Below are 21,304 nucleotides of genomic sequence, written 5' to 3'. Positions count from 1 at the left end.
GGATGTGTATTGAGATGGGGCTAACAAAAACTGTGACATAAATCACCTTTCTAATTAACCCGAAATGGGCGCTTTCATTCTAGCTAGTTTCGTTTATAGATTTCAAGGGTAAAACTGTCGTTTAAAACGACAAATTCTGTAAACAAGGTGTGTACCGTAGATTTACCGTAAAAACACCGTTTTTTAAGAGAAGAAGAGTTTAGGCGGCTCGAAATAGCTCTCTAGGCTAAATTACGCTAAAATAACGAGTTCGGCGAATTAGCTCAGCTGGTTAGAGCGACGGAATCATAATCCGCAGGTCCGGGGTTCAAATCCCTGATTCGCCACCAAATCTAAAGGCCATTGCCCCTCGGCAGTGGCCTTTTTCTTAGGGTGCTTGGTAATGGCTAAATTTTGGAACTTTGTAATTTTCCAGCTTGGTTGGTTTGCCTGTGTCCTGGGCGCAGCCAATCAGAACGTGCTTTGGGCGGTGATTGCTACTCTGGCTTATATCGCCTTCCATGCCTGGCGTTCACCTTCTCCTAAAACAGAAATAAGCCTTTTATTGAAAGCCTTTATCTTTGGCTTGGTCGCTGACACCCTCATCATGCATTTGGGATACCTAAATTTTGGGGATGATTGGCCATCGCCTTATTTATCTCCTCTCTGGATGTGGGTTTTATGGGTATTGGTGGCAACCACGATTAATGGCTCATTGACTTGGTTGCGTGGTAGGCCTGTTTTAGGGACCGTTTTGGGAGGTATTGCTGGTCCAATGTCCTACGAGGCTGGTATTCGGATGGGGGCTGGCGGATGGGCTCCGGGCGGTCAAATCACTGGATTTATCTTGGTAGGGGTGGTTTGGGCTGTGGCTATACCCCTCTTTTTCTATTGGGACCGAGCTAATCAAGCCCAGCCTAGTAAAGAATCTGTAAATTCAGTTTAAAAGTCGCTTGCAAAGACCACTGTTTTTATATACAGTAGCTCCTAAGTTGTTACACAGTAGATAAAACTTCGGGAAAAAGCCCAGTACATAGCGAAAAGGAATTAAAAAATGGCCTTGGATAACAAAAAGCAATCAGCCTCTTCAGAATTTGAAGGAATGAGCGGAGACAAGCAAAAAGCATTAACTGCAGCACTGGCGCAAATTGAGAAACAGTTTGGCAAAGGTTCAATCATGAGATTGGGCGATGCTGAAATTAGCGAAGATATTGGAGTGGTTTCTAGCGGTTCACTCGGATTAGATATCGCACTTGGAGTTGGTGGTCTTGCACGTGGTCGTGTGATTGAGATCTACGGCCCAGAATCTTCAGGTAAAACAACCTTAACCTTGCACGCGATTGCAGAAATGCAAAAGCTTGGCGGCACTTGCGCATTTATTGATGCGGAGCATGCTTTAGATGTGCAGTACGCATCACGTCTCGGTGTAGATGTAAATAATCTTTTAATCTCTCAGCCCGATACCGGCGAACAAGCTTTAGAAATTGCAGACGCATTGGTGCGCTCTGGCTCTATTGATTTGATCGTAATCGACTCAGTGGCCGCATTGGTTCCACGTGCAGAGATCGAAGGCGATATGGGGGATTCATTGCCTGGCTTGCAGGCGCGTTTGATGAGCCAAGCCTTGCGTAAGTTAACTGGCGCGATCAAGCGTACGAACACTACCGTGATCTTCATTAACCAGATTCGTATGAAGATTGGTGTGATGTTTGGTTCCCCAGAAACCACTACTGGCGGCAATGCGCTGAAGTTCTACGCTTCTATGCGTTTAGATATCCGCCGTATCGGCAGCATCAAAAAAGGTGATGAGGTTGTTGGTAATGAAACCCGCGTGAAGGTTGTGAAGAACAAAGTGTCTCCTCCTTTCCGCGAAGCCATCTTTGACATTATGTATGGCGCTGGTATTTCTAGAGAAGGCGAAATCATTGATATGGGTGTTGAAGCTGACCTCGTTGAAAAGTCTGGCTCTTGGTACAGCTATAACGGCGATCGTATTGGTCAGGGTAAAGATAATGTGCGTGAGTTCTTGAAAGAGAATCCAGCCATTGCTAAAGATATCGAAGCAAAAATTCGTCAAAAGTTGGGCGTCAAGTCTGGTTCAGCGGTAGTGACTGATGTGCTGAGCGAAGAGGAAGTCGAATAAGCGCGTTGAATAACTCAATGTCAGAATTAAGTAGCAATAAGAAGGTCAAACAAAGCCCGAGTCTCAAAGCTCGGGCTTTGCGCCTTTTGTCGCTGCGGGAATATAGCCGCAAAGGCCTGGCTGCAAAACTGGCTGAATCCGAGGCTAGGTGGAGCAAGCTAGGAGGCGATCAGGCGGAACAGACTCCGGAATCCAGAAATTCTCAGATTGAGGCAGTTTTGGATGATTTTGAGTCCAGGGGCTGGCTCTCGGACGAACGTTTTGCTGAATCCTTGGTCCGTCGACGCAGTGAGCGCTACGGCATGCGAAAGATTGCTGATGAGCTCGAGCGGGCAGGCGTGGATTCCAAGCAGTCAGCCAAACTTCTTGGTGCCCTCAAGGAAACTGAATTTCAGCGGGCTTTTGACCTCTGGACAAGAAAATATGGTGTCCGAGCTCAGGACCAAAAAGAGAAAGCCAGGCAATATCGGTTTTTAGCTTCCAAGGGTTTTAGTTCAGAAGTTGTGGGTAAAGTGCTGGGTGGTCAAAGCCCTGATTAGGGCAATTACGGATGCCTAAACGCTATTTGCGGCATTGCAGCATGATAGACTTATGGAGTCGGTCAAGCCGTTCGCATTTATTCAAATTTGGCATTTATAGCCAGTTCTAGAGTAAGTATGAGATTGTGGCGACATCGGTTTTACTAATCCTCATCGCTTGCTAAAAAAGATACCGTTTCGGAGTAATTATGAAAATTCACGAGTACCAAGGCAAAGAACTTCTTCGCCAATTTAATGTGCCAGTTCCTAATGGCATTCCTGCATTTAGTGTTGATGAGGCAGTGAAAGCTGCTGAAAAACTCGGTGGCCCGGTGTGGGTTGTGAAGGCGCAGATTCATGCTGGTGGTCGCGGTAAAGGCGGCGGCGTAAAATTAGCAAGAAGCATGGACGAAGTGAAGAAATATGCTTCAGAAATTTTGGGCATGCAGCTCAAGACGCATCAAACTGGACCAGAAGGTCAAAAAGTTAATCGCCTCCTCATTGAAGATGGCGCTGATATTAAAAAAGAGTACTACTTCAGTATCGTTACAGACCGCGGAACACAGAAGAATGTGATCATGGCTTCTAGCGAAGGCGGTATGGATATTGAGGAAGTTGCAGAATCTCACCCAGAAAAAATTATCAAAGTATTTGTTGATCCAATGGTTGGTTTGACAGATGCAGATTGCGACATCGTTGCTAAAGGTATCGGCGTTCCAGAAGCGTCTATTCCAATGGCGCGTGACGTATTTAAAAACTTGTACAAGACTTATTGGGATACCGATGCCTCATTGGTTGAAATCAACCCATTAATTCTTGAAGGCAACGGCAAGATCAAGGCATTAGATGCTAAGTTCAATTTCGATCCAAATGCCTTGTATCGTCATCCAGAAATCGTTGCTTACCGCGATATCGATGAAGAAGATGCTGCTGAAATTGAAGCGTCAAAATTTGATCTAGCTTATATCTCATTGGACGGCAATATCGGCTGTTTAGTAAACGGTGCGGGCTTGGCGATGGCGACTATGGACACTATTAAGTTGTTCGGTGGCGAGCCTGCGAACTTCTTGGACGTAGGTGGCGGCGCTACAGCAGAAAAAGTAACTGAAGCATTCAAGATCATGTTGAAGAACAAGAGTGTTGAAGCGATTTTGGTTAACATTTTCGGCGGCATTATGCGTTGCGACGTGATCGCTGATGGTGTTGTTACTGCATGTAAAGCAGTAAACCTCACAGTACCTTTGGTTGTGCGCATGAAGGGTACAAACGAAGAGTTGGGCAAGAAGATTCTTGCGGACTCTGGTTTGCCAATTATTAGCGCCGATTCAATGGCTGAAGCTGCTACCAAGGTAGTTGCTGCTGTTGCCAAAAACAAATAATCCAGGAATTTCGATATGTCTATTTTGATCAATAAAAACACCAAAGTCATTACACAAGGTATTACTGGTAAGACCGGTCAGTTCCATACTGAAAAATGTCAGGAATACGCAAACGGCAAAAACTGTTTTGTTGCTGGCGTAAATCCTAAAAAAGCGGGCGAGTCCATTTTTAACATTCCAATTTACGGAACTGTTAAAGAAGCTGCTCAGCAAACTGGTGCAACCACTTCCGTGATTTATGTCCCGCCTCCAGGCGCAGCTGCTGCAATCTGGGAAGCTGTTGAAGCAGACCTCGACTTCGTAATTTGTATTACTGAAGGTATTCCGGTCCGTGACATGCTTGAAGTGCGTAACAAGATGCATGCTAAAGAAGCTGCTGGCGGCAAGAAGACTTTATTGCTAGGCCCTAACTGCCCAGGCATCATTACTCCTGACGAAATCAAGATCGGCATCATGCCTGGCCATATTCATAAGAAAGGCCGTATCGGGGTTGTTAGCCGTTCCGGTACATTGACTTATGAAGCGGTTGGGCAGTTGACAGCCATTGGTTTAGGTCAGTCCACAGCGGTTGGTATTGGTGGCGACCCAATCAACGGTTTGAAGCACATCGACATCATGAGAATGTTCAATGAAGATCCAGAAACTGATGCTGTGATCATGATTGGTGAAATCGGCGGTCCAGACGAAGCTGAAGCTGCTCGCTGGTGCAAAGACAATATGAAAAAGCCAGTGGTTGGCTTTATTGCCGGCGTAACAGCGCCTCCAGGCAAGCGTATGGGTCACGCAGGTGCTTTGATCTCTGGTGGTGCTGATACTGCTGATGCCAAGCTTGCTGTAATGGAAGAGTGTGGCTTCAAAGTAACGAAGAACCCTTCAGAAATGGCTGCTTTATTAAAGGCAATGTTGTAATTGGTAATAAGGAAAAGGATGCTGTTAACCCGGCATCCTTTTTTAAAGTGTCTGTAGTTAAAAAATAAAAATATCGTAGGGAGACAACTCATGGATTTTTCAGTATTTTCAGGACCAGCTTTTTGGGCTGCGCTTCTATCAATTATTGTTGCTAACATTTTGTTGTCTGGTGATAACGCAGTGGTGATCGCTCTTGCGTCACGTAATTTGCCAGCAAATCAACAAAAGAAAGCAATCTTTTGGGGTAGTGCAGCAGCTATTATTTTGCGTGTAGTTTTGACAATCACTGCAGTACAACTCCTCAGCCTTCCTTATCTAAAAATCGTTGGCGCTATTTTGCTGGTCTACATTGGCGTGCAATTATTAGCTGATAGCGATGATGAAGCAGAGATGGATGGCCACTCCAATATCTGGGGTGCAATACGTACAATATTGGTAGCGGACTTGGTGATGAGTTTGGACAACGTTATCGCTGTAGCTGCAGCTGCTCAAAAGGGTCCTGAAGAAACTCGTTTAGCCCTTTTAATCATTGGTCTTGGTCTGTCTATTCCGTTGATCATCTTTGGCAGCACCATGCTTCTCAAAGTAATGGATCGCTTCCCAGTCATCATTACTTTGGGCGCTGGTTTATTAGGTCTATTGGCTGGCGGTATGTTGGTGGAAGATCCAGCAATCAAAGAATCCATGCAAGCTGCGTTTGAAGATGCACACATGATTTTTGAGGGTATTGGAGTAGCAATTGTCATCTTGCTAGGCACTTACTTGAAGAAAAAGAATCGCGCTAAAGCATAAGCTTCGTCAGCCTTCTCATGAATCAGAAAAGCCAGCGATAAAAGCTGGCTTTTTTACGACTAAGTGTCTTGAGGATTAAAGGCCTAGACTGGATGATCAGGTATTTCACCTGGGGAGATAAAAGATATGCAGAAGCTTAGTAAAGATATTCAGGCTCATCAAAATATGGAGGTCGATCAAGAGGCCGGCTTTACCTTGATTGAGGTGATGGTGGTTGTGGCAATCATTGGAATCTTAGTTGCGGTGGCGGTACCGCAATATCAGGATTACATCGCCCGCAGTCGTGTGGTTGAGGGTATGAATTTATCTTCAAGTGCCAAGCTTGCCGTAACAGAGGCTTTTGCAAGTCGCGGCACAGTACCTATGGATGATGCTACAAACGGATCTTTTACCTTTACGCCAACACGTAGTGTGAAGTTAATTGAAATTACCCCATCAGGTGCTATCGCAATCGATTACCAAATCAGCGTTGCGCCAGAGGGTAAGAATACCTTGCATCTTATTCCAACAAACGAGCCAGACGCTAATGTGCCTAAGCCAGTAGATTTATCAAAGCCTGAGGGCTCGACTTGGGCAGGCGGTTGGTCATGCAGATCCACAGAAACAAATCTGATTACACAGCTACTTCCTTCAGAATGCAGGATCGGAAAATAAGAAAATAATTAGCCACCTTACGGGTGGCTTTTTGTATAGTAGGGTTATGAAAAATGTATTTCTCAAGCCCATCATTTGTATTGCTACTTTATTCTTGTTTAGCGCTCCTTTAGGGGCTCAGACAAATACGAACTTATGTAAAAGTGAAATAAAAAAAGCTCAGATTGGTGGTGGATCTATTGAGTATTTTCGGGTGGGTAAGGGCGCCCCGATACTTTTGTTGCACGGTCTGTTTGCTCAAAAAGAACAATGGGCGGAGATGGCATGTTATTTATCGGCTGCCGGCTATATGGTAATTGCACCAGATTTACCTGGATATGCAATGAGTATTAACTTTCCAATCGCAGATCATAAATTGGAAAGGCAGGTAGAAATACTTCATCAATTTACGAAATCGTTAGATATTCAGAAGCTCGATATTGCCGGCAGCTCTATGGGGGGTGCAATAGCGAGTATGTATGCGCATGCTTACCCAGGGCAGGTCCGATCACTCGCTTTTATTGGTGCGCCAATGGGGGCAAGTGCTTGGGGTGCTGCTGTTAGAGGCGCCCTTTATCAGGGAATTAATCCCTTCATTCCCATCTCGAACGAGCAATTTAATTTAGCAATGCAACTTCTGTTTTATAAGCCACCCGCAGTACCAGAGTCAATACAGCAAGATCTTATTGCCGATTATCAAAAGTCTAATAGAAGGTATCAACAAGTTTGGGACATCGTTAATTTGTACCTATATGAGTTTGAGAAAACTCCACCTTCTCCTAAACCTACCCTTATTATCTGGGGTAAAGAGGATGCAATTTTTGAGGTTGAAGATATGCCCAAGGTGCAGCAAAAGTTTCCTAAAAGCCGGCATTTTGTTCTCCGGGATGCCGGTCATTTGTTGATGCTTGAGAATCCAAAAGCAGCATCAGAACTGTATATTCAGTTTTTAAAGCCAAGGTAGTTTCCTTGGCCAGTTTTAATGGCCTACTTACTCAAGTAGGCCATTCATTCATCATGAATTAATTTGATTTATAGGCATATAGGGGGCCGGTGCCGGCGTTGCTCGATTTGCCAGTGATACCGATATATACATTTCTTCCGTAAAAGAATGGAAGACCCCAGTCAAATTGCCCTAGAAGCGTTCCGCCGAGAGAGGGTTGGGCATAGTTACTCGATAGGGCTAACGATTCGGCATTAGCAATTGAAAAAGCAATGGTGCTAGTTTGACTGTTTTTTAGGCTTACTGTCGCAGAGTAGGATTGAGTAGTGGCCGGGCAATAGAAGCTAATGTTGCTAACGCATAACTTTAGGGTTGAACTTAAATTTCCGGCAGGGAAGTAAAGACCATTACTGCCGCTATCAATAAAGCTGCTGCTATAGGTGGTGCCATTAAAAACCGTGGTGAATCGACCGGAAGAATTGGTCGGAATCACGTTTGTGCCGGTGGAGGAATTGTTAGCTTGTGTATCTATGCCAAAATAAAGAATGCCTGATGCAGATACTGCACCTGCGCTGCTCACTTTATCCGTTTGAAGAACTACCCCGTTATTGTTTACGAGAAATGAAGCGACTGGATTTTGGACCTGTGAACTTGCTTGAACGGTGGCTGGAGTGCAATTGGTGGCTTGGCCAGAGCTGCAGGTGTAGTAATTCTGGCCATCCGCAACATATAAACCAATCCCCAAGATCCCATTTGCCCTCAACGACGATTGACTTTGTAGGGTAGGCAATCCATTGCTGCAGTATGTAGGCACTGAAGAATACAAGGGGTCAGCAATAACCTGAATAGGAATTGATCTCGCAGTTTCTGCACTAAGTTTGACATCTGCCAATTTAACGGGTCCCCAGGTTACGCCAGATATAAATGAAGCGCACTCCAATATTGAAGAGCTATTCTGTGTTTGATTTGGTAGTTGCAGGGAGCTTAAATTACTAGAAAATATACGTAGCCCTGTTGATCCGGTATCTAGCAATATATTGCTGATAATTTGGCAAGTAGAAGTTCCAGGCTGACATACCTCTACGCTCACATAAGGGGCATTTACATTTCCTCCCCCTGGTATTTTTTGGATGCTGTAACTAATGGCATTAGAGGCTACGTTTTGGCTAAAGTAATCCTGTGGCACCGGTGTAGTGTTTGTGGGCGTACCGTTATCTGAGCTGCTTGATCCGCTACTGCCACCGCCGCCACATGCAGATATCAGCAACAGTAATAACCCGGCAACTAGGGGGCGAGTGTAGCGATTGAAATTCATTGACTTAGATTGCTGGGTGTGAAGCCTGCAGGCGCTTGCTTTGACAGAAAGGCAAAGCCTTGAAATGCACCCATCATTCCGGATGATTGAATGATGACATTTTCATTATTCAGGTAAATAGATCTGCGAGCCTCTTTGATGGCTGCTAGATAGTCTTTAAAGTAGCTACCCAATAAAATTTGTAAATTGGGTAGTGCCGGACCAGACCAAGTCACTGCAAATACAGTGCCATTGCCCGATAGATACTCTTGAATAACAATACCTGAGGGCAGTGTTTGTGTGCAAACAACAACCCCACCCTGTTGGGTATTGGAGAGCTGGGAGTTGAACTCTTGTTGTTCGGAAAGAATGGAGGCTGCATTACCGCCAAGCTCTGCTTGAGATACAGATGGCAGCAAAAACAATCCAAGGATCAGATAAAACAGTATATTAAGACGCGTTCTCATAAGATCCTAATGATTCATTGTTTAGGTGATGCACTCTGGATGCTACTTTGGTAAGCGTTTACTTATCTGCTGCCCAAGTACCGCTCTTGCCTCCACTCTTCTCAAGTAGTTTTACGTCACCCATCACCATGCCACGGTCTACAGCTTTGCACATATCGTAGATTGTGAGGAGGGCGACCTGGACTGCGGTGAGGGCTTCCATTTCAACTCCGGTGGGGCCGGTGGTTTCTGCTCTGACTTGGCAGGTAATGCTACTTTCTTTGGAATTGGTTTGAAATTCCAGGCTCACATGGGTCAATGCCAATGGATGGCAAAGAGGAATGAGGTCTGATGTTCTTTTGGATGCCTGTATTCCTGCGATACGAGCAATCCCCAAAACATCCCCTTTTTTATGGGTTCCGCCTTCAACCATTTCGAAGGTCCCAGGAAGCATTGTGATCTTGCCGGTGGCAATAGCGATACGATGGGTGTAAGGCTTGTCACCAACGTTTACCATGTGGGCTTGCCCGCTGGCATCAAAATGAGTTAGTTTGTTCATGGGATAAGTTTTACCATATAGAGATGCAATACATAAAGGCAGTTCCAAAAACCTCTTTTTTGCGCCGTACTTTGGCTGTTCAGCTGATGCTGGGCTTGGCTTGCTCTGGGTTTCCTGCGTATGCTGCTACTCCTGCTGGTGATGTGTCAGTAGAAGGTAACTCAGCTGCTATTCAGAATATTGGTAGGGCAATGCAGTCACCCGATGCGCGTCCTGCTAATGCGCCTACACGCAGCTCCATGCAGAGTCAACCTACTATTGTTTTGCCGGATATGGGTGATCCAGGTGGCGATGCCTTAAGTCGAGTGGATGAGCGCAAGTATGGCGAAATGATCATGCGCCAGATTCGTCCGGATCCTGACTACTCAAATGATTTGCCGCTTTACGACTATTTAAATCAAATGGAACGTCGCTTATTGCAAGCCGCAAGAAAATTGCAGCTTGGCGGTGCCAATGAGCAAGGTAGTGGAGCCTATAACTTCGAAGTCTTTGCCGTAAAAGACAGCAGTATTAATGCGTTTGCATTACCTGGTGGATTTATTGGTTTTCATACGGGTTTGATTGTGAGTGCTGAGTCTGATTCGGAAGTCGCTTCCGTAATGGGTCACGAAACAGGCCACGTATTACAGCGTCATTTAGCACGTCAAATGGACAAGCAAACAACCAATATGATGATTGCGATTGCCGGTATGGTGCTGGGTGCTTTAGCGATGTCTCGCAATCCACAGGCGGGAGCTGGTCTGATGCAGGGTGGGCAAGCTGCCGCTATCAACAATCAACTTTCCTATTCAAGGGATGCGGAGCGTGAGGCAGATCGAGTGGGCTTTCAGATCCTGGATGCCAGTGGTTACGATGTGAATGGCGCACCTGGATTTTTCCAGCGTTTACAAAAGGTCACTGGCATTATGGATAAAGGTGTGCCAGCCTATGTGCGCACCCATCCTCTGACAACGGACCGTATTGCAGATATGCAAGATAGAGCGCGTACTGTTGCATCACGTAATGTACCTACGGCAGTAGAGTTCTATTTCATAAAAGCTCGGGCTCGCATGGAGCAATCAGGCACCTCTAGCGGGATGTACGACTTAAAAAATACCTTTGAGAGCTTGAGTAAGCAGCAGCCAATTGGAAAACAGTTGGAGGGTTTTTATGGTTTGGCTTTAATAGCGCAGCGTCAAGGAAAAATAGATCAAGCAGAGGCAGATTTACAGCAAGCTCGCAACTTAGCCCAGAAGGCGAGTGCTCCAGGCTCACCCATCCAAAGACAAAGTCTATCTTTAGATATCACCGCTTCTGAACTTGCACTAGCAAAAGGAAAAGGTGAAGAGGCATTACAAATTGCACAAGCTACTTTACGTGCTTATCCACAGTCATACGCCGCTGGTGCTGCCATGATTAATGCTGAGTTAAAGCTTGGTCGCACCAATGACGCCATCACTTGGTTAAAGGCCCGCACAAGAGCTCAGCCTAACGAAGTGGTGTGGTGGAATTTGTTATCTAAATCTTATGATCAGGCGGGCAATATACCGATGCGTCATTACGCGCTTGGTGAAAAGTATGCGCTTGAGGGGGCCTGGCCTTCGGCGATCGAACAACTGCGTATTGCCCGTTCTGCTGGCGGGGCAGATTTTTATCAGGGCTCTAGTATTGATGCTCGCTTGCGTGAAATGCAGCGTCAATATCAAGATGAGCTTAGGGAGCAGGGCAAACAAATGCCGGGTTAGGGAATTAAGGGCAGCGGGTTTGCTATGAATTTAAAGCGAGGAGCTAACTCCTCAGAATGGATGGGATCCAATGGCAATTGTTTGTCTTGCCAAACCCATGACCCTCCAAAGCTGCAGGCCTCTTCTCGCAGTTTGGCCAGCTCAGAAAAATGGTCTAAATCATGGTCATGCAATAAGGCGATTGTTTGGCCATCTCTTTTAATAAATTGATTGTGATTGTGATTGCTATTGTTTTTATTGCCTCCATAAATCATTTGATCTACTGTGCCAATAATATAAATATTGCCCTTTTCATCGCTTAATGCAGCAGTGGGTTCCATGGTTTGATGGCATTGGTTGATGAGAGCTGGATTCTCTGCGCCCGGAATGATTCTGACTATCCAAGGTGTGGCATCTAAGTTAATAAAAACCCGTTGTGGCCCATTCTGAAAAAAATATCTCCCGAGCTCATCGCATGCATAGTTACGGGCAATATATTCATTTAAGGCGGCGTGCTTAATGACTTGGCCTGGGAGTTTACTTCGTTGCGTGAACTCGTCCCGCATACGCCATTGACCACGACGATCTAAAGCAAGCCAACCAAAACAATCAGGCACATTAGGCCACTTCATAAGTGACCGTAGTACTTGATCATCCATAGCGCTTAATGTAATCCGTGTGGGGTGGAGGGTGCGTTGAAGGTCTCTTCGGTGGAGTGGCTGGCATGCAAGTGCGCAATGCGCCAGCCCTGGCTATCTTGTAATAGAACGAGAGTGATATTGAGAAAAAATTCGGCTTCTACTTGATCGGCTCTCAGATGAACCGCTTCAGTGGTGTCGTATACGGCAGCACCCAGGACAGAGTGACTGATGCAGGCAATGGGCTCCAGAAATAACGGCTGCTTAGCAAGCAGTCTTTCTAGGCCTTCACGTATTTCTGTATGACCACTCAGGCGGTGACCTTCGGGAAGAACGCAGGTGATGGAATCATCATCGAGCCAAATATCTAAAGCGCTTTGAACATCGCGATGTCTCAGGGCATCTCGCCATGCTTCAACTACATCATCTGCACTGTGAAAGAGTCTGGCAAGTTTTGGCATAGCTTACTGTTCCTGAGTTTTATTGCAATGTGTTCAGTGTAGCGAATACTTGTTCTGGCAAGATGTCATTTAAGCAATTCAGGTGACCCAGGGGGCACACTCTTTTATGACAAGGACTACATGGCAGATTTAGCCAAATAACTTTAGCTTTATCGGATAGTGGTGGAGTATGCGCTGGGTCACTCGAGCCAAAAATAGCGACTTGAGGTGTTTTAAGGGCTGCCGCAATATGCATTAAGCCCGAATCATTGCTGACAACCGCTTTGCACATGCCTATCAAGGCAATGGCTTCATCTAGAGAGGTGTTGCCGCACCAGTTGTGGATATGCGCATCTTGTTTAGCTTGGGATGTAATTTCTTGAGCAAGCGCGTGATCACCTTTACTGCCCAAAAGAATGATCTGAGTATCTGGGTCGCTGGCAATGAGTCTTTGTGCTAAATCTGTAAAGTGACTGGTAGGCCAGCGTTTGGTTGGGCCATATTCGGCACCAGGGCACATTACGTAGATGTTAGTGGGATCAATATTGCTACTAAGTAACTTAGCCTGTACAGATTGCTTGGCTGTAGTCGAAATATTTAACTTGGGCTCGATGTTTTTAAATGATGAAGCAATTTTCTCTTCACTCAGAAGCTGACTCAATGCAAGATAGTGCTCGACCATAGGCGCACGATTCACCTTGCTTGGATTATCTAGCGATAAGTTAATCAAGCCAAAGCGTAATTCACCGCGATAGCCAACTCGAAAGGGAATATTGGCAAGCCAAGGGATGATTGCCGACTTAAAGCTATTGGGCAATACAAAGCAGGCCTGATATTTTTTTGCTGCCAGTTCTTTAGCAAGCTGTTTGCGTAATCCCAATTGCAATTGTTTGTGCTCAAACTTTGCTTCAATCACTTGATTGACTTCAGAACAAGCGCGATAGATAGGTGCTACCCAAGTGCTGGCTAGTACATCAATGTTTGATTCTGGATATTGCTTCTTAAGGGCTGCCAGTAAAGGCTGGGTCATTACCGCGTCCCCAATCCAGTTTGGAGCAATGATCAGAATACTGTGCATGTAATGTATCCCGACTCAGCACCTCATGGTGAGGTGCTGATAGGGTTTAGTGACCGTGTGGTTCAGTACCGGGAATGAGTTTGTACTCTGCGCCACAGTAAGGGCACTTAGCTTCACCGGTTTTAGTGATGTCTAGAAAAACGCGTGGGTGCGAATTCCATGCTGGAGTTTTATTGGTGGGGCAATGCAGAGGTAAATCTTTGCCATCCACCATTACCGCTTGAGCTTGAGTCATTTGCTTTTCCTAATTACTAAGATTACTTAATGCATTACTTAACGTAAGTGAGCCAAGATTTGTATTTATCGTTTCTACCGTACACCGCATCAAAATAAGTCTTCTGAATTTTCTCGGTGATAGGACCACGCTTGCCATCACCAATGGTGCGGTCATCAAGTTCACGAATAGGAGTTACTTCAGCAGCAGTACCAGTAAAGAACGCTTCATCAGCAGAATAGACTTCATCACGGGTAATTCGTTTTTCGCGAACTTCGTAACCGAGATCTTTTGCAATCTGAATGACAGAGTCACGTGTGATTCCGTCTAAGCATGATGCTAAGTCTGGCGTATAAACAATGCCGTTGCGAACCATGAAGAGGTTTTCGCCTGAGCCTTCAGATACGTAACCTTCGGTATCAAGCAATAAAGCCTCGTCATATCCATTGGCGGTCACTTCTTGGTTGGCCAAAATGGAGTTGATGTAGTAGCCCGATGCCTTGGCACGAACGAGTGAAGAATTGACGAAATGACGTGTAAATGAGGATGTTTTAACCCGAATACCCTTATTTAGGCCATCTTCACCCAAATAGGCACCCCATTCCCAGGCGGCGATCGAGGTATGAATACTGTTGCCTTTGGGGGAGATTCCAAGCTTTTGGGAGCCAATAAAGATGATTGGGCGGATATAGCAGGCTTCAAGCTTATTGCTATTTACCGTGTCAATAATGCCCTTGGTGACCTCTTCAGGACTGAAGGGCATGTTCATTTGAAAGATCTTAGTGCCGTTAAAAAGGCGCTTTACGTGCTCTGGAAGGCGGAAAATGGCTGTTCCCTGGGGGGTTTTGTAGGCGCGGATGCCCTCAAATACACCCATTCCGTAGTGTAGGCTATGGGTTAACACGTGAACATTGGCCTCGCGCCAAGGAATTAGCTTCCCATCAGTCCAAATAAAGCCATCGCGGTCGGACATCGACATTTTCTTTACCTTTTGTGTCTATTAAGTATCTGTAAAAGCGGTTTAAGCAGGGTACTGGGCTGGCAGTGTTTGGTCTTCCGGCCCAGAATGTATTTAAGTCCTTATTGTAGAGCAGGCAAGGCTGTCTGTCGGCTCGGATCCTCGGGATTGGATAGGCTGGAGCATTTAGAATGGAACATTCCCCATAAACTACTTATTTACCCAAACTCATGCCGGAATCCTTATTTAAAGTTAAGCGTTTAAGCGAATTAGCCCAATCTGGTCAATTAAAGGGTAAGCGGGTATTAATCCGTGCTGACCTCAACGTCCCTCAGGATGAAGCTGGAAATATTACGGAAGACACTCGTATTCGGGCATCGATGCCAGCGGTACAGATGTGTTTGGATGCCGGGGCAGCAGTAATGGTGACTTCGCATTTAGGCCGCCCTACGGAGGGCGAATTTAAACCTGAAGATAGTTTGGCTCCAGTGGCTGATCGCATTGCCTCTTTACTCAATCGCAAAGTTCCTTTGATTAGTGATTGGGTTGATGGTGGCTTTGAAGTGAATCCAGGTGAGCTGGTGTTGTTAGAAAACTGTCGCTTAAATGTTGGTGAGAAAAAAAATAGCGACGAACTGGCAAAAAAGATTGCTGCCTTGTGTGATGTTTATGTCAACGATGCATTTGGAACTGCACATCGTGCTGAAGCCACTACTTATGGAGTAGCAAAGTTTGCGCCAGTAGCTTGCGCCGGTCCTTTGATGGCTGCCGAATTGGATGCGCTAAGTCGTGCATTAGCAAGTCCAAAGCGTCCTTTAGTTGCGATTGTTGCTGGCTCTAAAGTTTCTTCTAAATTAACGATTCTGAAAGCGCTCTCTGAGAAAGTCGATGAGCTCATCGTTGGCGGCGGTATTGCCAATACTTTCATGTTGGCCAAAGGATTGCCAATTGGTAAATCACTGGCTGAGCCTGATCTAGTTGATGAAGCTAGAGAGATTATGGAGATCATGGAAAAGCGTGGCGCCCATGTTCCGATCCCTGAAGACGTGGTGGTTGCCAATGAATTGTCTCCATTAGCCCGTGCAAACCGAGTACCTGCTGATCAGGTTGCAGAAGACGATATGATTTTGGATATTGGTCCAAAGACTGCTGCGCGTTTATCCATCATGCTTGCTCACGCTGGCACGATTGTATGGAATGGTCCATTGGGCGTGTTTGAAATTGATCAATTTGGCGGTGGCACCAAGATGTTGGCTGCTGCGATTGCGCACTCACCTGCATTCTCGATTGCTGGTGGTGGGGATACATTGGCAGCGATAGCGAAGTACGGTATTGAAAATCAAGTGGATTACATCTCTACTGGCGGCGGCGCCTTCTTAGAATTCTTAGAAGGCAAAACCTTGCCAGCCTTTGCAGTACTTGCTGAAAGAGCGAAAGACTAAATATGTTGAGAGCAACAAAGATCATTGCAACCTTAGGGCCTGCTTCTGAAAAGTCTGAAGTGTTGCGTGACATGATTCGTGCGGGTGTTGATGTAGTGCGCATGAATTTCTCTCACGGTACTGTTGCTGACCATAAAGCACGCCATGATTTAGTGCGCACCATCTCTGCTGAGGCTGGCAAAGAGGTGGGCATCATGGCTGATTTGCAAGGACCTAAAATTCGGGTTGGTAAATTTGTAGACAGCAAAATCCTTCTGAAAGAAGGCGATAAATTTACTTTGGATGTGGCTTGTGAGCTCGGCGATCAAACTAAAGTAGGTCTTGATTACAAAGAGCTGCCAGGCGATGTAAAGCCCGGTGATCGTCTTTTATTAAACGATGGTTTGGTTGTGCTTACTGTTGAGAGTGTTAAGGGCGGCGAGATTTTTACTATCGTTGAGCAGGGCGGACCACTCTCTAATAACAAAGGTATTAATCGTGCTGGCGGTGGCTTAACTGCTCCCGCGCTGACAGAGAAAGATATTGCTGATTTAGATGCTGCCATTGCAATGGGCGTTGATTTTTTAGCGATTAGCTTTCCTAAAGACGGTGCTGATATGGCCTATGCCCGCAAGCTGGCAGATACTGCGAGCGCCAAGTATGGTGTTGGCAAAGTCAGAACAATTGCAAAAGTAGAGCGTGCAGAAGCGATTGAGCCTGAAGCCCTTAAAAGCATTATTGCTGAGAGTGATGGCATCATGGTTGCTCGTGGTGATCTCGCCATTGAAGTTGGCAATGCTGCAGTGCCTGCGCTGCAAAAGCGCATGATTGCCTGGGCGCGTGAGGCGGACAAATTTACGATTACTGCTACACAAATGATGGAGTCGATGATTAATGCTCCAGTGCCAACGCGTGCTGAAGTGAGTGACGTTGCTAATGCCGTATTGGATGGCACTGATGCGGTGATGTTATCTGCTGAATCTGCTGCTGGTATGTATCCAGTGCAGACCATCAAAGCGATGGCAGAGATTTGTGTCGAGGCGGAAAAATCTGATCGCGTAAAACTCGATACTGACTTCTTGGATCAGACATTTACCCGTATCGATCAAACGATTGCTTTGGGTGCTTTATTTACAGCCCATCATTTGAACGCTGATGCTATCGCCGCCTTAACTGATTCTGGCTCAACAGCCATTTGGATGAGTCGTCACAATATTCATGTGCCAATCTTTGCGCTCACTTCTAAGATCGCAACCCAGCGCGCTTTAAGCACGTATCGTAATGTCACGCCGATAGGATTGGATTACACCAAAGATCGTGATACTGCTTTGCAAGAGGTAGAGACTTGCTTAAAAAAATCGGGCGCGGTTAAAAAGGGCGATACCGTTGTGCTTACTTCAGGAGAGCCCATGGGTGAGCCTGGTGGTACCAATACCCTCAAGATTATTCATGTGAAGTAATTCACATTGAAAAAGATTCAAAACAGATTTATTTTTAACCTCATTACTATTTATTAAGAGAACATCATGGCTTTAGTATCTTTAAGACAACTCTTGGATCATGCTGCTGAAAACGGTTACGGCCTACCAGCATTTAACGTGAACAACTTGGAGCAAGTAACGGCGATTATGGAAGCGGCAAATGAAGCTGATTCTCCAGTCATCATGCAGGCTTCTGCTGGTGCGCGTAAATATGCTGGTGAAGCTTTCTTGCGCCACCTCATTTCTGCGGCAGTTGAGGCTTATCCGCATATTCCTGTAGTAATGCACCAAGACCATGGTCAGAGTCCAGCAGTATGTATGGCTGCGATCAAGAGTGGCTTTACTAGTGTGATGATGGATGGTTCATTAGAAGCAGACGGAAAGACCGTTGCTAGCTATGAGTACAACGTTGACGTATCTAAAGAAGTAGTGAAGTTTTCTCACTCTATCGGAGTTACGGTTGAGGCTGAATTGGGTGTATTAGGTTCTCTCGAGACTATGCAGGGTGATAAAGAAGACGGTCATGGTGCTGATGGCAAGATGACTCGTGAGCAGTTGCTCACTGATGTCGAGCAAGCAGCTGATTTTGTGAAAGCAACTCAGTGCGATGCTTTAGCGATTGCAATTGGCACCAGCCATGGCGCATACAAATTTAGCAAGAAGCCTACAGGCGACATCTTGGCCATTGATCGTATTAAAGAAATTCATGCACGTATCCCAAACACGCATTTGGTAATGCACGGCTCTTCTAGCGTTCCACAAGAATTACTCGCTGAGATTCGTGAATTCGGCGGTGATATGAAAGAAACTTACGGCGTTCCTGTTGAAGAGATTCAAGAGGGTATTAAGAATGGCGTGCGTAAGATCAATATCGATACCGATATCCGTTTGGCAATGACTGGTGCTATCCGTCGTTACTTTATCGAGAACCCAACAAAGTTTGATCCACGTGATTACCTCAAGCCAGCTCGTGAAGCAGCTAAGCGGGTATGTATTGCACGCTTCCAAGCTTTTGGTTCTGCTGGTCAAGCCTCCAAAATTAAACCGATTTCTTTAGAGAAGATGGCTGAGCTATATAAGAGCGGCAAATTAACTCAAATTGTGAAGTGATTTAAATATGCCTGCTTTGTACGCTACTTCTATTAAGTCATTACCTTTGCTATCCAAAGGTAAGGTGCGCGATGTTTATGCATTAGATGACGACAAGTTATTGATGATTACTACCGACCGTCTTTCTGCATTTGATGTGGTGATGGGTGAGCCGATTCCTGAGAAGGGTGTAGTTCTCAATCAAATGGCTAATTTTTGGTTTGATAAATTAGCATCCGTTATTCCTAACCATTTGACTGGCATTGATCCAGCCACCGTTGTAGCGGCGGATGAGGTGAGTCAAGTAAAGGGTCGTGCGGTAGTGGCTAAGCGCTTGAAGCCAATTTTGGTCGAGGCTGTAGTTCGTGGTTATTTGGCCGGTAGTGGTTGGAAAGACTACAAAGAGACTGGTAAGGTTTGCGGCATCGCTTTGCCAGAAGGCTTGGAGAATGCGCAAAAATTACCAGAGCCTATTTTTACTCCAGCTGCTAAAGCTGAAGTCGGTGAGCATGATGAAAATATCTCCTTTGAGAAAGTGATTGAAATGATTGGTGAGAAATTGGCCAATCAAATTCGTGAAGTGAGTATTCGTTTGTACAAAGAAGCTTCTGAATACGCCGCTACTCGCGGAATCATCATTGCTGATACCAAGTTTGAGTTTGGTTTAGATGCTAATGGTCAATTGGTGTTGATGGATGAGATCCTCACTGCCGACTCATCACGTTTCTGGCCTGCTGAGACCTACTATGTAGGTTCAAACCCGCCGTCTTATGACAAGCAGTTTGTCCGAGATTGGCTTGAAACGGCGATGGTGGATGGCAAGTTATGGCCTAAAACAGCCCCTGCACCACAATTGCCCGCTGATGTGATTGAAAAGACTGCTCAAAAGTATCGTGAAGCCCTTACCCGGCTTACTGAGACTGCTTAACGTATAGGTGTATCTCGAGGATAATAGAGTCCTTAATAAATGTAAGTGAATATTTAGGGTATTTGGAGAGGTAAATGAGCAAGAAGCCAATCGTCGGAATAGTGATGGGATCCAATTCAGATTGGGACACCATGCAGCACGCCGCTCAAATGCTCGAGCAGTTTGGTATTGCTCACGAAGCTAAAGTGCTCTCAGCACATCGCATGCCTGATGACATGTTTCAGTATGCTGAAAAAGCGCAAGCGAATGGTTTGCAAGCCATCATTGCTGGTGCAGGTGGCGCAGCCCATTTACCAGGCATGCTTGCCTCAAAAACGATTGTTCCTGTTTATGGTGTTCCTGTTGCAAGCAAATATTTGCGTGGTGAAGACTCTCTTTACTCTATTGTGCAGATGCCAAAAGGTATTCCGGTTGCTACTTTTGCGATTGGTGAAGCCGGTGCAGCAAATGCTGCCTTGCATGTGATTGCAGGTTTAGCTTTACATGATGCTGACTTGGCTAAGCGCTTAGAAGATTTCCGTGCGAAACAGTCTGATACCGCACGTTCAATGAATTTGCCGGGATATTAATTACATGGCAGATCGTATGGAACCCATTTTGCCGGGTTCGTATTTAGGAATTTTAGGTGGCGGTCAGTTAGGGCGGATGTTTACTCAGGCTGCTCAGGCGATGGGTTACAAAGTTTGTGTGCTCGATCCCGGCTCAGATAGTCCAGCGGGCTCAATTGCTGAAAAATTTATCCAGGCTGACTACACCGACTCTGCTGCTTTAAAAGAAATGGCAGCTTTATGTGCATCCGTCAGCACCGAATTTGAAAACGTTCCTGCACAAGCCTTAGATGAGCTTGAATCCTTGGGTGTCTTTGTGGCGCCGCGTAGTAGTTGCGTTTCTTTAGCCCAAAACCGTATCGCTGAAAAAAATTTCTTAGCCACTTGGAAATCAGAAACCAATATCGGCCCAGCCCCCAATTTTGTGATTGAGCATGAGGCAGATATTGCCCATACCCCAGCCGATCTATTTCCAGGAATTTTGAAGACTGCCCGTATGGGTTATGACGGCAAAGGTCAGGCCACTGTTTATGACGTAGAAGGGCTCACTACTGCGTGGTATGAGTTTGGACGTGTGCCATGCGTTTTAGAAAAGCGCATGGAATTGGATTTTGAAGTATCAGCTTTGGTGGCGCGTGGTTATGACGATGCAGTGGTGGCTTACCCAGTAGCCCAAAACATTCATCGCGATGGTATTTTGCATACCTCTACTGTGCCAGCCCCATCACTCAAGTCCGCTCAAGAAAAGAAAATTATTGATGCAGCAAAAGCGCTCATTCGTAAGATTGATTATGTTGGCGTTCTTTGTGTGGAATTCTTTGTGCTCAAGAGCGGCGACATCGTTGCTAATGAAATCGCGCCACGTCCGCACAACTCTGGTCACTACACCATGGATGCTTGTGTGAGCAGTCAGTTTGAGCAGCAAGTAAGAGCTATGGCAAGATTACCTTTGGGCGATACCCGTCAGCTAGCACCTGTATCGATGTTGAACTTGTTGGGCGACCTTTGGTTTGAGGGTAGTGAAGACCAGCCAAAAGAGCCCGCCTGGAATCAAGTTCTTGCCCATCCAGATGCGAAGTTGCATTTGTATGGAAAGTCTGAGCCCCGTATTGGTAGAAAAATGGGTCACATTAATTGCTTAGGCGAGACTCTCAATGAAGCTCGTAAAAACTGTGCAGCTGTTGCTACCGAATTAGGGATCGAGCCCTAGA

General features: G+C 45.8%; 23 protein-coding genes and 1 tRNA gene. 16 read left to right on the top strand and 8 right to left on the bottom strand.

What is annotated here, in order from left to right; translation table 11 throughout:
• Nucleotides 1-252: 252 nt before the first annotated feature.
• From ICN18_RS01215 to ICN18_RS01175, 9 genes are all read left to right on the top strand, one after another.
• Nucleotides 253-329, top strand: a tRNA-Met gene (locus tag ICN18_RS01215).
• 53 nt (nt 330-382) lie between these two features.
• On the top strand, nt 383-925 hold the full coding sequence (locus ICN18_RS01210) for a DUF2878 domain-containing protein (RefSeq protein WP_216188730.1): 543 nt from the start codon (nt 383-385) through the stop codon (nt 923-925).
• 114 nt (nt 926-1,039) lie between these two features.
• Complete coding sequence (gene recA, locus ICN18_RS01205) at nt 1,040-2,122, top strand: recombinase RecA (protein WP_439650812.1); 1,083 nt, start codon at nt 1,040-1,042, stop codon at nt 2,120-2,122.
• Between the two features lie 17 nt (nt 2,123-2,139).
• Complete coding sequence (gene recX / locus ICN18_RS01200; RefSeq protein WP_216188728.1) at nt 2,140-2,661, top strand: recombination regulator RecX; 522 nt, start codon at nt 2,140-2,142, stop codon at nt 2,659-2,661.
• Nucleotides 2,662-2,849: 188 nt separating this feature from the next.
• Nucleotides 2,850-4,019: an ADP-forming succinate--CoA ligase subunit beta gene (gene sucC, locus ICN18_RS01195; RefSeq protein ID WP_216188727.1), complete on the top strand. Its 1,170-nt coding sequence runs from the start codon at nt 2,850-2,852 to the stop codon at nt 4,017-4,019.
• A gap of 15 nt (nt 4,020-4,034) precedes the next feature.
• On the top strand, nt 4,035-4,928 hold the full coding sequence (sucD, locus tag ICN18_RS01190; protein WP_068319459.1) for a succinate--CoA ligase subunit alpha: 894 nt from the start codon (nt 4,035-4,037) through the stop codon (nt 4,926-4,928).
• Nucleotides 4,929-5,018: 90 nt separating this feature from the next.
• Complete coding sequence (locus ICN18_RS01185) at nt 5,019-5,720, top strand: TerC family protein (protein WP_216188726.1); 702 nt, start codon at nt 5,019-5,021, stop codon at nt 5,718-5,720.
• A gap of 126 nt (nt 5,721-5,846) precedes the next feature.
• On the top strand, nt 5,847-6,374 hold the full coding sequence (locus ICN18_RS01180) for a pilin (RefSeq protein WP_304609849.1): 528 nt from the start codon (nt 5,847-5,849) through the stop codon (nt 6,372-6,374).
• Between the two features lie 46 nt (nt 6,375-6,420).
• The gene (locus tag ICN18_RS01175; RefSeq protein WP_216188725.1) at nt 6,421-7,317 is read left to right on the top strand and encodes an alpha/beta fold hydrolase; all 897 of its coding nucleotides are present in this window, start codon (nt 6,421-6,423) and stop codon (nt 7,315-7,317) included.
• A gap of 58 nt (nt 7,318-7,375) precedes the next feature.
• Here the strand turns inward: ICN18_RS01175 and ICN18_RS01170 are convergent, their stop codons facing one another.
• From ICN18_RS01170 to moaC, 3 genes are all read right to left on the bottom strand, one after another.
• Nucleotides 7,376-8,611, bottom strand: coding sequence for a DUF3443 family protein (locus ICN18_RS01170; protein WP_216188724.1), 1,236 nt, complete (start codon nt 8,609-8,611; stop codon nt 7,376-7,378).
• Nucleotides 8,608-9,009, bottom strand: coding sequence for a DUF2844 domain-containing protein (locus tag ICN18_RS01165; RefSeq protein WP_216188723.1), 402 nt, complete (start codon nt 9,007-9,009; stop codon nt 8,608-8,610). Before ICN18_RS01165 ends, ICN18_RS01170 begins: the two co-directional genes overlap by 4 nt.
• Before the next feature lie 106 nt (nt 9,010-9,115).
• Nucleotides 9,116-9,595, bottom strand: a complete 480-nt coding sequence (gene moaC, locus ICN18_RS01160) for a cyclic pyranopterin monophosphate synthase MoaC (protein ID WP_216188722.1) — start codon at nt 9,593-9,595, stop codon at nt 9,116-9,118.
• A gap of 23 nt (nt 9,596-9,618) precedes the next feature.
• On the opposite strand from moaC, the gene ICN18_RS01155 reads away from it, so the two are divergent.
• The gene (locus tag ICN18_RS01155; RefSeq protein ID WP_216188721.1) at nt 9,619-11,319 is read left to right on the top strand and encodes a M48 family metalloprotease; all 1,701 of its coding nucleotides are present in this window, start codon (nt 9,619-9,621) and stop codon (nt 11,317-11,319) included.
• Here the strand turns inward: ICN18_RS01155 and ICN18_RS01150 are convergent.
• The 5 genes from ICN18_RS01150 to ICN18_RS01130 are packed head-to-tail and all read right to left on the bottom strand — an operon-like array spanning nt 11,316 to nt 14,647.
• On the bottom strand, nt 11,316-11,957 hold the full coding sequence (locus tag ICN18_RS01150; RefSeq protein WP_216188720.1) for a DUF2946 family protein: 642 nt from the start codon (nt 11,955-11,957) through the stop codon (nt 11,316-11,318). The genes ICN18_RS01155 and ICN18_RS01150 overlap by 4 nt on opposite strands.
• Before the next feature lie 5 nt (nt 11,958-11,962).
• Nucleotides 11,963-12,397, bottom strand: coding sequence for a nuclear transport factor 2 family protein (locus ICN18_RS01145; protein ID WP_216188719.1), 435 nt, complete (start codon nt 12,395-12,397; stop codon nt 11,963-11,965).
• Nucleotides 12,398-12,416: 19 nt separating this feature from the next.
• Nucleotides 12,417-13,454, bottom strand: a complete 1,038-nt coding sequence (waaF, locus tag ICN18_RS01140; RefSeq protein WP_216188718.1) for a lipopolysaccharide heptosyltransferase II — start codon at nt 13,452-13,454, stop codon at nt 12,417-12,419.
• A 46-nt stretch (nt 13,455-13,500) separates the two neighbouring features.
• Entirely contained in the window at nt 13,501-13,689 is a 189-nt protein-coding gene (locus ICN18_RS01135) for a zinc-finger domain-containing protein (protein ID WP_216188717.1), read from the bottom strand.
• Between the two features lie 34 nt (nt 13,690-13,723).
• Nucleotides 13,724-14,647, bottom strand: coding sequence for a branched-chain amino acid transaminase (locus tag ICN18_RS01130; RefSeq protein ID WP_216188716.1), 924 nt, complete (start codon nt 14,645-14,647; stop codon nt 13,724-13,726).
• 209 nt (nt 14,648-14,856) lie between these two features.
• On the opposite strand from ICN18_RS01130, the gene ICN18_RS01125 reads away from it, so the two are divergent.
• The 6 genes from ICN18_RS01125 (at nt 14,857) to ICN18_RS01100 (ending at nt 21,303) form a co-directional block, all read left to right on the top strand.
• On the top strand, nt 14,857-16,068 hold the full coding sequence (locus ICN18_RS01125) for a phosphoglycerate kinase (protein WP_216188715.1): 1,212 nt from the start codon (nt 14,857-14,859) through the stop codon (nt 16,066-16,068).
• Nucleotides 16,069-16,070: 2 nt separating this feature from the next.
• A complete protein-coding gene (gene pyk / locus ICN18_RS01120) occupies nt 16,071-17,507 on the top strand; it encodes a pyruvate kinase (protein WP_216188714.1) in 1,437 nt (478 codons plus the stop codon).
• A gap of 66 nt (nt 17,508-17,573) precedes the next feature.
• Entirely contained in the window at nt 17,574-18,638 is a 1,065-nt protein-coding gene (gene fba, locus ICN18_RS01115; protein WP_216188713.1) for a class II fructose-bisphosphate aldolase, read from the top strand.
• A gap of 7 nt (nt 18,639-18,645) precedes the next feature.
• A complete protein-coding gene (locus ICN18_RS01110; protein WP_216188712.1) occupies nt 18,646-19,545 on the top strand; it encodes a phosphoribosylaminoimidazolesuccinocarboxamide synthase in 900 nt (299 codons plus the stop codon).
• A 74-nt stretch (nt 19,546-19,619) separates the two neighbouring features.
• Nucleotides 19,620-20,114: a 5-(carboxyamino)imidazole ribonucleotide mutase gene (purE, locus tag ICN18_RS01105; protein WP_215391599.1), complete on the top strand. Its 495-nt coding sequence runs from the start codon at nt 19,620-19,622 to the stop codon at nt 20,112-20,114.
• A gap of 4 nt (nt 20,115-20,118) precedes the next feature.
• Nucleotides 20,119-21,303, top strand: a complete 1,185-nt coding sequence (locus ICN18_RS01100; protein WP_216188711.1) for a 5-(carboxyamino)imidazole ribonucleotide synthase — start codon at nt 20,119-20,121, stop codon at nt 21,301-21,303.
• The last annotated feature ends 1 nt before the right edge of the window (nt 21,304 follow it).

Source organism: Polynucleobacter parvulilacunae (genome assembly GCF_018881715.1).
Lineage (GTDB): Bacteria > Pseudomonadota > Gammaproteobacteria > Burkholderiales > Burkholderiaceae > Polynucleobacter > Polynucleobacter parvulilacunae.
The sequence above is the reverse complement of the archived record's forward strand: the minus strand, read 5'-3'. Positions and strand labels throughout refer to the sequence as shown.

Bases quoted from the DNA above. Each gene is read 5' to 3' on its own strand.
- ICN18_RS01210 (WP_216188730.1), top strand. From the start codon at position 383: ATGGCTAAATTTTGGAACTTTGTAATTTTCCAGCTTGGTTGGTTTGCC.
- recX (WP_216188728.1), top strand. From the start codon at position 2,140: ATGTCAGAATTAAGTAGCAATAAGAAGGTCAAACAAAGCCCGAGTCTC.
- sucC (WP_216188727.1), top strand. From the start codon at position 2,850: ATGAAAATTCACGAGTACCAAGGCAAAGAACTTCTTCGCCAATTTAAT.
- sucD (WP_068319459.1), top strand. From the start codon at position 4,035: ATGTCTATTTTGATCAATAAAAACACCAAAGTCATTACACAAGGTATT.
- ICN18_RS01185 (WP_216188726.1), top strand. From the start codon at position 5,019: ATGGATTTTTCAGTATTTTCAGGACCAGCTTTTTGGGCTGCGCTTCTA.
- ICN18_RS01180 (WP_304609849.1), top strand. From the start codon at position 5,847: ATGCAGAAGCTTAGTAAAGATATTCAGGCTCATCAAAATATGGAGGTC.
- ICN18_RS01175 (WP_216188725.1), top strand. From the start codon at position 6,421: ATGAAAAATGTATTTCTCAAGCCCATCATTTGTATTGCTACTTTATTC.
- ICN18_RS01170 (WP_216188724.1), bottom strand. From the start codon at position 8,611: ATGAATTTCAATCGCTACACTCGCCCCCTAGTTGCCGGGTTATTACTG.
- moaC (WP_216188722.1), bottom strand. From the start codon at position 9,595: ATGAACAAACTAACTCATTTTGATGCCAGCGGGCAAGCCCACATGGTA.
- ICN18_RS01155 (WP_216188721.1), top strand. From the start codon at position 9,619: ATGCAATACATAAAGGCAGTTCCAAAAACCTCTTTTTTGCGCCGTACT.
- ICN18_RS01150 (WP_216188720.1), bottom strand. From the start codon at position 11,957: ATGGATGATCAAGTACTACGGTCACTTATGAAGTGGCCTAATGTGCCT.
- ICN18_RS01145 (WP_216188719.1), bottom strand. From the start codon at position 12,397: ATGCCAAAACTTGCCAGACTCTTTCACAGTGCAGATGATGTAGTTGAA.
- waaF (WP_216188718.1), bottom strand. From the start codon at position 13,454: ATGCACAGTATTCTGATCATTGCTCCAAACTGGATTGGGGACGCGGTA.
- ICN18_RS01135 (WP_216188717.1), bottom strand. From the start codon at position 13,689: ATGACTCAAGCTCAAGCGGTAATGGTGGATGGCAAAGATTTACCTCTG.
- ICN18_RS01130 (WP_216188716.1), bottom strand. From the start codon at position 14,647: ATGTCGATGTCCGACCGCGATGGCTTTATTTGGACTGATGGGAAGCTA.
- ICN18_RS01125 (WP_216188715.1), top strand. From the start codon at position 14,857: ATGCCGGAATCCTTATTTAAAGTTAAGCGTTTAAGCGAATTAGCCCAA.
- pyk (WP_216188714.1), top strand. From the start codon at position 16,071: ATGTTGAGAGCAACAAAGATCATTGCAACCTTAGGGCCTGCTTCTGAA.
- fba (WP_216188713.1), top strand. From the start codon at position 17,574: ATGGCTTTAGTATCTTTAAGACAACTCTTGGATCATGCTGCTGAAAAC.
- ICN18_RS01110 (WP_216188712.1), top strand. From the start codon at position 18,646: ATGCCTGCTTTGTACGCTACTTCTATTAAGTCATTACCTTTGCTATCC.
- purE (WP_215391599.1), top strand. From the start codon at position 19,620: ATGAGCAAGAAGCCAATCGTCGGAATAGTGATGGGATCCAATTCAGAT.
- ICN18_RS01100 (WP_216188711.1), top strand. From the start codon at position 20,119: ATGGCAGATCGTATGGAACCCATTTTGCCGGGTTCGTATTTAGGAATT.